The sequence below is a fragment of the Succinivibrio faecicola genome, from assembly GCF_019448115.1.
GTDB classification, from domain to species: domain Bacteria; phylum Pseudomonadota; class Gammaproteobacteria; order Enterobacterales; family Succinivibrionaceae; genus Succinivibrio; species Succinivibrio faecicola.
This window is the reverse complement of record NZ_JAGFNY010000045.1, coordinates 1-10,489: the sequence shown is the minus strand read 5'-3', so window position 1 is coordinate 10,489 and position 10,489 is coordinate 1. Positions and strand designations below refer to the sequence as shown.

General features: G+C 37.9%; 8 protein-coding genes. 4 read left to right on the top strand and 4 right to left on the bottom strand.

Annotated elements, in window-relative coordinates; genetic code table 11:
* The 4 genes from J5V48_RS09095 to J5V48_RS09080 form a co-directional block, all read left to right on the top strand.
* Positions 1–1,089 (top strand): IS1634 family transposase (locus J5V48_RS09095; RefSeq protein ID WP_219938271.1); only part of this gene is annotated, 1,089 nt, incomplete at its 5' end.
* A 138-nt stretch (positions 1,090–1,227) separates the two neighbouring features.
* Positions 1,228–2,004 carry a transglutaminase-like domain-containing protein gene (locus J5V48_RS09090; RefSeq protein WP_219938270.1) on the top strand — a complete coding sequence of 259 codons (777 nt, stop codon included), beginning with the start codon at positions 1,228–1,230 and terminating at the stop codon, positions 2,002–2,004.
* Positions 2,001–2,936, top strand: coding sequence for a M14 family metallopeptidase (locus tag J5V48_RS09085; RefSeq protein WP_219938269.1), 936 nt, complete (start codon positions 2,001–2,003; stop codon positions 2,934–2,936). Before J5V48_RS09090 ends, J5V48_RS09085 begins: the two co-directional genes overlap by 4 nt.
* A gap of 1 nt (position 2,937) precedes the next feature.
* Positions 2,938–3,870: a M14 family metallopeptidase gene (locus tag J5V48_RS09080; RefSeq protein WP_219938268.1), complete on the top strand. Its 933-nt coding sequence runs from the start codon at positions 2,938–2,940 to the stop codon at positions 3,868–3,870.
* A 131-nt stretch (positions 3,871–4,001) separates the two neighbouring features.
* On the opposite strand, the gene J5V48_RS09075 is transcribed toward J5V48_RS09080, so the two are convergent.
* From J5V48_RS09075 to J5V48_RS09060, 4 genes are all read right to left on the bottom strand, one after another.
* Entirely contained in the window at positions 4,002–5,951 is a 1,950-nt protein-coding gene (locus J5V48_RS09075) for a C69 family dipeptidase (protein WP_219938267.1), read from the bottom strand.
* On the bottom strand, positions 5,944–7,563 hold the full coding sequence (locus J5V48_RS09070) for a C69 family dipeptidase (RefSeq protein WP_219938266.1): 1,620 nt from the start codon (positions 7,561–7,563) through the stop codon (positions 5,944–5,946). The genes J5V48_RS09075 and J5V48_RS09070 overlap by 8 nt, the downstream gene beginning before the upstream one ends.
* A gap of 947 nt (positions 7,564–8,510) precedes the next feature.
* Positions 8,511–9,935 carry a transposase gene (locus tag J5V48_RS09065; protein WP_219938265.1) on the bottom strand — a complete coding sequence of 475 codons (1,425 nt, stop codon included), beginning with the start codon at positions 9,933–9,935 and terminating at the stop codon, positions 8,511–8,513.
* A 369-nt stretch (positions 9,936–10,304) separates the two neighbouring features.
* Positions 10,305–10,489 (bottom strand): hypothetical protein (locus tag J5V48_RS09060; RefSeq protein ID WP_219938264.1); only part of this gene is annotated, 185 nt, incomplete at its 5' end.

The window sequence follows — 10,489 nt, the reverse complement described above, 5'->3', positions numbered from 1 at the left end:
ATTATCGATTACTGGAAACTAATAAAGCAGCAGTTTAGTGAGTTGCGTTACCTTGTAGGTGACAGTGCACTGTGCACAAGTGAAATAGCCATGACAGCTGCCAGAAACGGAATTTATTTTGTCAGCAGGATACCTGATAAGAACGGTGAGGCTGTCTCCTGTTTTGAGAAACTCAAGGCATCACCACAGTCACTTGTCCCTGTAGACAAAGATGAGCCTGATGGTCCTAAGGCCATGTGGTGTGGTGAAGGAGTTATAGGAAAGCAGAAAGTCAGAAAACTCTTAGTACAGAATGAACTGCTTACAGGAAGAAAGACTGAGACTGTTAACAAGAAGGCTGAAAAAGAACTTGAAGCGGTTCTTAAGGCTTTAAAAAAGTTTGAGATACATCCCTGCAAGTGTATGGCTGATGCTGAAAAACAGGTAACAGAACTGACTTCAAAGTTAAAACTGGTTTCTGTAAGTGACATTACCTATGAAGAGGTTAAAGGGTATAAAAGTAAAGGTCGCCCTAAGAAGGATGAAGAGAAAGTTACAGTAAGTGTCATTGTAAGAGCAAATGCTCAGATTGACACAGAGGCTGTAAAAGATACAGTGGAAAAGGCAACCTATTATGTTCTCTGTACCAATGATACAGAGCGTAAATGGACCATGAGTGATTTACTTTCCACCTATAAGAAACAGTCTGTGGTTGAAAGAAACTGGAAATACTTAAAGGACAGAAAAATCCTGGTGGGAGCTCTGTTTCTTGAAAGTCCTTCCCGTATCAATGCGCTGATGTGGCTAATGACACTTGCACTGCTTATCTTTTCTGCAACAGAATACCTGATGCGTAAAAAGATGGCTGAGAACAAACTTTCAATTCCATCTCCTGACCACAGGACTGAACTTACAAGACCTAGTATGATGAGAGTTTACCAGTACCTTAGTAATTCCAGCATTTGTCTGACGTACATACCTGGTAGTGAGTTTGTAAAATTAACGGGAGTGCCCAAAGATATGCAGAAGATTTTGCTGTCTATGGGCGAGGAATGGTGCAGATATTATGTAAGTTCGACTTACAAAACTTTTATCAGCACTGAGGTTTAAAAATTATGGCAGTAAAGATCGGGGAGAAATAATCCTAAAATTTACTGCTCAATGTCAGATGAATATGCCTATGCAAGAAATGATGATTCTTATATCAAGAATCTGCTGCAGATGGTTAATTCTCTTGTCGTGATATAGATGAACAGCAGGGATTATATATTCAGTTATACCAATATGATAAGTGCAGATACTGCTGTAAGCCGGCATTATCTGCTTTTCAGGTGCACTCCTGTATCCAATGACTGTCAGAGTGTTCAAAGCGTAAATACAAAACAGATTGGTTTTGATTTTATCAATTCATCATTTGATTCATTTGGCAATTCAATCATGTACGGTGGCACATTCAATGAGCATCTGTCATTGTACTGGTCAAGTGAGGGTATAGTAAGACTTACTCCATACCTAATCAAGAATACAGAGCAGAGTCTTGTTTATGCTTTCAATACACAGATGACAGCCTCTGATGATGCAATAATTGAATTTAAAGAAACAATCACACATAGCAGAAACGTTCTTGATCTTGCTTTTTGCGTTATGGACAAGGTTCATAGCTCTATTAGTTATACACAGAATGTGACAGATTCAAGAACAAAGGCATATGAGGCATATGCTCTTAAAAAGGGCGTATGTCAGGATTATGCGCATCTTATGCTTTGTATCCTGCGTGAATTTAATATTCCATGCAGATATGTAAATGGTTTTATAGAAGGTGAAGGTCAGACTCATGCCTGGGTGGATGTCCTGGTTGACGGGTACTGGCATGGTTTTGATCCAACCCATAATAAAAAAATTGAGTATGGTTACATAAGCCTTGCTCATGGTAGAGACGCAGCTGACTGTTCTGTTAGTCGAGGAGTATTCTCATCAAAAAGCAATAACAGAATGTCGGCGTTTGTCTGTGTAGGACGATTATGATTCAAAGAATTTTCAGTGCAGAGCTTCCTGTCGGGGAAAGACTTCTGATTAAAAAAAATGTTATAAGCAATGGTACATCTTCAAAAAGAGTATGCATTGTAACAGGCACACACGGTGATGAGCTTGAAGGTCAGTATGTTGCCTTCAAGCTCAATCAGCTTTTGTCAAAGAACCTTGATAGTCTTGATGGAACAGTTGAGATCTATCCTGCCTTAAATCCTCTTGGTATCGATTCAATTACAAGAGGAATACCAAATTTTGATATAGATATGAACCGTATTTTCCCAGGTTCTCTTACAGGTTCAATGACTGAAGCTGCAGCTCACTACATTGTTGAAGATTTAAAAGGTGCGGATGTTGTTATTGATATACATTCTAGCAATATCTTTTTAAGAGAAATTCCTCAGGTTCGAATCAATGTAAATTTAAAAAGTCAGCTGGTTCCTCTTGCTGAGTATCTTAATATGGATTTTATATGGGTTCATGAGGCTGCAACTGTTCTTGAGTCTACTCTTGCTCATTCATTAAACATTGTAGGAACAAAGACCCTGGTTGTTGAAATGGGCGTTGGCATGCGAATCAATCATGACTGCTGCAATAATCTTATTGATGGTATTTTCAATATGTTAAAGCATCTTGGAATGTGGAGCGGTCAGAGTGTAGATGAAGTGAAGAAACCTATCTTATCTGAGGCTGATGCAGTAAGTTTTATAAATGCAGAAAAATCAGGAATCTTCATAACAGATACCCACAATAACAGAGAAGTGAAAAAGGGTGAATGTATTGGTCAGATTGTGTCTTCTCTGACAGGTGAGATCCTCGAAGACGTATTATCTCCAGTTGATGGACTGATGTTCACTTTAAGAGCCTATCCTGTTGTTTATGAAGGCTCTTTGCTAGCTCGCGTTCACCGTTTTGAAACAGAGAAATAAAATGAAAAAAGAAATACTGTTTTCAATGAAGTCTCCTTTTAGGGATGATTTCAATATTTATGGTTACACCTTTGGGTCTGGAAGTAAGTCTCTTGCAATTATCGGATCAATGAGAGGTGATGAGGTTAATCAGATGTATGTCTGCTCACAGATAGTAAAAGAGTTAGCCTCTCTTGAAAATCACGGATATCTTGCTTCTGATGTATCAATTACAGTGATTCCAAGCGCAAATCCATTTTCTATGAATATAGGAAAAAGATTCTGGACTATGGATGATACCGATATAAACAGAATGTTCCCAGGTTACGATCAGGGGGAAACCACGCAGAGAATTGCCGCAGGTATTTTCAAAAAGCTTGAGAACTATGAGTATGGTATTCAGCTGGCTTCTTTTTATATGCCTGGTGATTTCATTCCTCATGTAAGAATATTCAACACAGGTAATGACTATATAGAAGAGGCAAATGATTTTGGTTTGCCTTATGTAATGATTAGTGATCCGACTCCTTTTGATACTACCTTGTTAAACTATAACTGGCAGATCTGGAACACAAAGACATTCTCCTTGTATGGTGGTACAAATCAGAAAATCGAGGGTATGGCTACAAAGCATCTTGTAAATTCAATTTTACGATTCCTGATTAAAAAGGGCATGATCATTAAAAGAACATTTGATCCTGCATGCGTGTCAGAAACCATTAGAGAAAGTCAGCTTAAGGTTATTCAGGCTCCATCTGCAGGTGTCTTTTACAAAAAGAAAAATGCAGGTGACTACGTAAGAAAGGGAGATGAGCTTGGAAGAATTCTTGATCCTTATGAGGGAACTTTAAAGGCCAGGATCTATGCATATGTTGATGGAATGATGTTCTTTACTCATGATTCACCGTTAACTTTACAGAACACTCCTTTATTCAAAATCTACGGCTCAGAATAGGAAAAACAAAACAGGAATGTATTTCATTCCTGTTTAACTTATCAGAGTACGATCTAAAGTCTTTTACAGAGATTCTTTTTTTGACTAAAGATCTGTTTGCATTTTGCGTATCTTGAGTTATTGCATTCGCATCATTGAGGCATTTTCTCTTTTAACTTGTCTGTCTTTGTATTATCTGACTTGTCTGTTTTACCTGTTAAAGACTGAGCCTGTGCATTTTGTGTATCAGTTTGTGTATCAGTTTGTGTATCAGCATCAGTCCTGTCACTCTTATCTGCTGAAGATGGAGCCGGTGCATTTTGTGTATCAGTCTTCTGGTTTTTGCTGTTTAACTGAGCATCTTCTGTTTTGTCTGAGCCTTTATCCTTTGACTGCCTGCTTTGAGCAGCATCAGAATTTAAAGCGATAAGCTCCTGCTCATCCTCGATTAAAGCTACATTCCTGTCATTGATTGCATTCTTTGCAATCAGATTTTCCATTTCAACGTTTGTGTTTTTGTAGCTGTTAATCTTTATATATTTTGGCTCATGACCCTTTGCATATTTTAAGTTTGCACCTGAATCTATATGTTCAACCATTTTTGATGGCAGTGCTTTCCAGACACTGAAACACTCATCTGCGTTATCAATAAGCATTTTATTGAATTCATCTTTTGAAAGATTTAATGAATCCTCAATTTTCTGCTTTGACTTAGCCTCAAGATCACCTGCAGTCTGTCTTACAATAGGAATTAAAGCAGAGTAGTATCCTCTTGTTAAGGTTCCAACCTCTGTTGCAGCCCAGTATGCCTTTGTAGGATCGTAATGTTTTCTGTCCACTCTTGAATAGCGTTTTGTTATTGGTGCAACAGGAAGTGGCACAAATACGCTTTGAGCAGGTGATGTAAGAGCAATCCACGATATAGGAGCTGGCAGTTTGTCGTTTACCTGATTTATCCAGATGTATGTGATACTTGTTACAGAGATAACTCTTTCCTTATTGTAAAGACCAAAACTGTAAGGGTGAGCAAACAGACCGCCAGTTTCTCCCTTTGAATAGTCAAATTCAGTATTATCATAGGTATCACGGTGGATCTTCATAAGATCATCTACAGTCATCTTTTTATCAGGTTTTACAGAAAATGGATATGCATATGTGTCATATCCTTCAACCCATGCAGGAAGCTTCAATGATGGTGCTGCAATATCAAAACCTCTCCAAACTCTGCGAAGGCATGCATAAGGATGAGAATATTCGTTTGAATCAATAGATCTCAGCCAGTCAAGATATCCGTCCTTGTCATATTTTGCCCAGCCGAGATTTTTAAGTTCATCAAGCATGGCAAGATTGAAGATCTGATCTTTGTTTTCAGGATCGAGTCTTCTGATTCTAAACTGGTTTGCGGCAATGAAAAATTCTCCATCAGGCACCTTCTGAGCTACCCAGAAACCACCTTTACCAGATGGGTTTGGAGCCATTTCAAGAACATAACCTTCTTCCTTGTCTGCAACTAAAAGAGTTTCTGCTGTTCCCCAAAGACCGTACTCATCAATGAGTTTTCCCATAAGTTCAACAGCCTCACGAGCCTTTTTACATCGTTCAAGTGCAACTCTGCCAAGCTCTGATGAGTAAAAGATACCTTCAGTCTTATCAGGATGTATGTATCCTATTCTTCTTGATGAGTCAGTGCATTCACCCAGCATAAGGCCATGCTCATTGATAATTCCGTAGTTACTGTCAAGATAGGCATAGGTATGCTTAACCTGTGGAATATAGCCAAGTGGCAGTGTTTCCTTTTCACCTTTAAACTGATAGTCAGGACCTCTTCCTTTGACATTGAGTCTTGGAGTGTAGTCTGTGTTATATGTTGGATATGGCTCTCTTGCACATGCTGATGGATATACAGCTCTTTTCTCACCTTCAGCATGATCGGATGCCGGTACATAAACTACACTGGTGTCTCCTGTATAACCATCATTGGAATGGGTAACAAAAACGGAGCCGTCTGCAGAAGCTCCCTTAGTTACAAGAGCTGTTGTGCAGGCAAAAGCTGATTGGAGAAGTGAGCATACAAGCGCACTTATTGTAAAAGCCTTAATCATTTTGTTTTGCCTTCCTTAAATTCTCTTCTTTGTTGTAGCGCTCAACAGGTATGAATTTAGGATTATGACCTTGCGCATATCTTAGTTTGTAGCCGTTGTCATGATGCTCTAAAAGCAACTGATAAAGACTGTTGATACCTGTAATAGATGCAATGGCGTTGGCATTTAACAAAGATGTGAAGTCCTTTGCCGAGAGTTTTGAGTATTGTGAAATCGTAGCTTTTGACTTTTGTTCAAGCTCAAGAGCCTTGACCTTTACTGTATCAATCATGGTGTAGTAATAACCTTTAGTAAGAGTTGATACCATGTTTGTAGCCCAGTACAGCTTTGTTTCATCATATCTGTTTCTGTCTACCTTTGAGTAGGCATCAGGTAGTTCTGATACTGTAAGTGGAATGAAAACACTTTCTGCAGGAGTATTAAGTGCAAAGTGGCAGATAGGCACAGGCAGATCGGATGAAACCTCATTTATATAGGTATATGCAGTTGATGTAGTGCTGATAGCTCTTTCATTCTCAAGGTTGTAGCTGTAAGGTGAGGCGAAAAAGCCACCTGATGGAGTAGCACTTGGATCAAATTCAGTACCTTTGAATGTATCTCTGTGAAGCTGCATTAAGAATTCTGCACTTACCTTTCTGTCGGGGATTATTTCAAAGGGATAGTTATTCTTAAGGTAGCTCTCGCTCCAGGCTGACAGTTTACAGTTTGCATTTAAGATACATGAGGCTCGCCATATTCTTCGAAGTGAATAATAAGGTCTTTTTTCACATGCTCTTATAGAATGTATCCAGCTTAGCTTTTTATTGCTGTTTGTTTTTGCTATCTTTCTGTCATTGAGTTTCTGAATAAGACCTGGCTGCATGATAAGTGATTCATCACTCTCATCGATATCATCAATTCTAAAGCTGTCAGCACTTACATATACACTGCCATCACTGATGCGCTTTGCAATCCAAAGACCCTTTTTATCATCTTCAAGAGGAAGGATTTCCATTGTATAGGCTGTGTCTTTATCTGCAACACAGATAATATAAGGAACACCATATACGCCATACTCTTCAATAAGTGATCCGATGGTTTTAATGCTGTCAGTTGCATTTTCACATCTTTCAAGAGCGATTCTTGAAAGTTCACTTACATTTAATATTCCACCGTTTTTGTATGAAACTTTTTTGAAATTTCTTACATAAGCCCTTGATGTAGCAATCATTACACCATGTTCATTTAGAACACCACTTTGAGCATCAAGATAGGCAAATGTTTTACTTATCTCATCTATTTCGCCTACACGTTTTGTCAGTGGTTTGTCACCATAGTAGTAAAGCTCACTTCTTTCAGGTGCATTAAGTCTTGGACTGTAGGTGCTAAAAAGCTCCTTATCCTCTCCTGTAAGATCAGCATCAGGATAAACATTTCTTTTTGCACCTTCTGAAAATTTCTTGCCCTTTATATATACAAGGCTGGGATCAGCCTTGAATGAGTCGTGAGAGGCTGATAAAAATGAGGCTCCAAACTGGCCAGCCCCTTTTGTCACAACGGTGATTGTATTTGCTTGCGCCTGATAGGTTCCACAAAGTAAAAGTACCGGTATAAGTTTCCTAAGAATGTTCATGATACCTCAGTTCTCTATACTTTATTTTTCTGCTTGTTTATTCTGAATAACGATCTATTTTATGCTTTTTTTTATAGATGAAACTGATTTTTGCAGCTACATTGTATATATCTCACATACATTTTTATAACTAATTGATACTTGTCAAAAAAAAATTCAGGGGCACGCATGACTTGAATAAAAAATACTTTGTGATACATGGATCAAAGTGTTAAATAAGTTCATGAATAAGTGTGAGCTAAAGATCACTGTATTGTAATTTTGTTTGTGTATATAGAAATAATCTGATCAAATACTGAAAGTTTAGGCAAAATAAAGGTACATTATGTCAACAACTTCTATATAGAGAACGGCGATCTGTCAAGCAAATAATTTAAAAAACATATAAAATAATTTTGCTCTCTATGCAATCAGATAACTCTATGAATTTACGTAAGTTTATTTATAAGTAAGGCTGTTTTTTAAGACAAAGGAATAACGTGGGCACTTTGTTACGCTGTTGTGGTTAAAGTGTTCCTTTGATGTTTAACTGTTAACTGTTGCTCTTCTGGTTCTGTTACTTAATCGCTATGCAATTATCCTAAAGTTCGGTTCAGTAGTCATGATTAAATCTTCTTTATGAACCCTGGTAGGGATTTCTATATAATGTTTTTAACGTCTTGGCCTGTAAAGACAGGTGGTAAGACAACAAGTCTGTGTGTTAACTGAATAAATCTGAATACTTCAATTTAAAAAGTACAGCTAAGAGAAATAACTCCCTTGTTTGGCTGTCTCTGCTTTTATTTTTGTCAGATTTACTTCCAGAGAATTTCCCTGGAGAGATTTTTCTCAAATATACTGAATAATGTATTCGTTATGTTCTATGGAGTCTTTTTATTAAAACTGCTGGTGCAAATTTAATTTACTTCACGTTTGGCATTCGTACTCTTTTATAACCTTTAATAAAATCACCATTCACCGAAATCCAATCTTTCGAGATCATTTATTTCAAGTTCTTGAACTTCGTTATGCTCAACAAGGTATGCTACAAGTGTTGCAGACTGTCTTCTGAAAGGACCTTCCGGATTACTTAAATCAATGAGCTGATTTTTATTTTTAAACTCTGCAAGGTAGGGACTTAGAGTACTGTCCTGTTTATGCTGTTCTAAAAGATTATTCTGGCACCAGGATGTGACTGCAGGAGTAGAGCTAAGTCGCTCAAAAGTCTTATTGGCTTTATTGCACTTGCTTTTGAATTTGCAAAGCTTGGTGCTGGTGTTCTTTTCGGTTATTTTAAAGGCAAGCTCAGCATCATAATGGCTTACGATTTCTTTTATATCAGGATTTTTAAGGTTGATGCCAATCTTCCATAAATCGATAGCAATTTGTCTGCCATAACTGATTTTGACTCTTTTATCTTTTTTATTTTTATGCTTTTGAAGGATGGTACAGGCATTGGCTCCTTCATAGATTAAAGTTTTTAATACAGGGTTACCATTATTTGACATATGGGCAATCTTATTCTTTCCTCCTGTACCACTGTGTGCAGGGGTAAATCCTGTATAGGCAGCAAAAGAACGGGCATTTTTAAATCTTGTAAAATCTCCCTGAGTAATGATATGTGTGCCTACAGCAAGTAACAGTCCAACTCCGGGTATGGCCATAAAGTACTGACATTCAGAGTGGCTTTCAAAATATTTCAAAAATCCCATGAGAATATTACTTCTCCTTTTAAGAAGCATTGCAATAATTGCACTCTGAGTCTGGATATCTGAAATCAGAAAACTGTTGTTTTGAGATTCTTCCTTATTCAGTTTTTTAATATATTCAGTTGCTGCTTTTATGGTGGATTCAGGTGACATGGAATAACTGTAGCATAGTGTGGCATCCTGCTCTTTTAAAAATGCAATCAGACGTCTGACATTCCTTGTTATGTCAGACTGGTTATCACCATAGGACTTAAGCAACGCCATATCTTCCCGGTTTTGTCTGTCTCTTATCACACATGGATGAATTGTTGAGGCGTCAGGACTTAAAAAATAGGTGAGCAGCAAATCCCTTACACCTCTGGCATCTCCTCTGTCATCCTTACATCCATGATTGTAAGAACGACATTTGTTGGCAGGAAAGATAAAGGCTTTGTCATTACAAAGTGTGTTAATCAGCTCTGCCCAGTAATTGGAATCTCCACAGGCTTCCATGCCGTAGATGTAATCTTCAGGGTTATTTGCCTTAATGAATTTGGTGAACTCATCTTTACTTAATGCTTTGTCAAAAGAGCCTTCACCTGGTTTGGTGACACTTACCTGAATAACTTTGCTTGCCAAATCAATTCCGCAAAAATATTTTTCAGAATAGATTGATTTTGATGTCTGTGTGCTGTTAGTATTCATGTGTTTTCTCTCCTTATACACTTAGGGATTTTCTATATAAAGTGTAACAGAGAAAACAAAGGCGAAGCTCTGTTTTTTTTCAGATGTCTTCGCCTTTTAATTTGTCCATTCAATGGTGACCTGAACTATATTCAAGATCACATGCGTATATGATGTTATGTTTCTGAACTTCAACTGCACTCTCAGACTGGAGATAGGGACAATTCAGTAAGTTAAATAAACTCTTTAACTGAGTTTTGAGAGAAGTCCTTGGATCCTCTTACCTCCAGTGTGAGAGTACAGTCAAATTAAGTAAGCTCATAAAATATAACCATATACAGCAGGTGTCCCACAATGGAGGTCTGAGAAGGCAAGGTTTCAACTGCACTCTCAGACTGGAGAAAGGGACAATTCAGCAAGTAAAATAAACTCTTTAACTGAGTTTTGAGAGAGCTCAACGGATCCTCTTACCTCCAGTGTGAGAGTACAGTAAGAAACAACCTGCCTTGGAGCATTAACCTCAGCGGACGCTCTGAAGTTAAGGAGCTCTTTCACGGTTGATGGAATACTGACTG

Coding starts and splice junctions, on each gene's coding strand:
- J5V48_RS09085 (WP_219938269.1), top strand. CDS start 2,001: ATGATTCAAAGAATTTTCAGTGCAGAGCTTCCTGTCGGGGAAAGACTT.
- J5V48_RS09065 (WP_219938265.1), bottom strand. CDS start 9,935: ATGAATACTAACAGCACACAGACATCAAAATCAATCTATTCTGAAAAA.
- J5V48_RS09075 (WP_219938267.1), bottom strand. CDS start 5,951: ATGATTAAGGCTTTTACAATAAGTGCGCTTGTATGCTCACTTCTCCAA.
- J5V48_RS09090 (WP_219938270.1), top strand. CDS start 1,228: ATGAACAGCAGGGATTATATATTCAGTTATACCAATATGATAAGTGCA.
- J5V48_RS09080 (WP_219938268.1), top strand. CDS start 2,938: ATGAAAAAAGAAATACTGTTTTCAATGAAGTCTCCTTTTAGGGATGAT.
- J5V48_RS09070 (WP_219938266.1), bottom strand. CDS start 7,563: ATGAACATTCTTAGGAAACTTATACCGGTACTTTTACTTTGTGGAACC.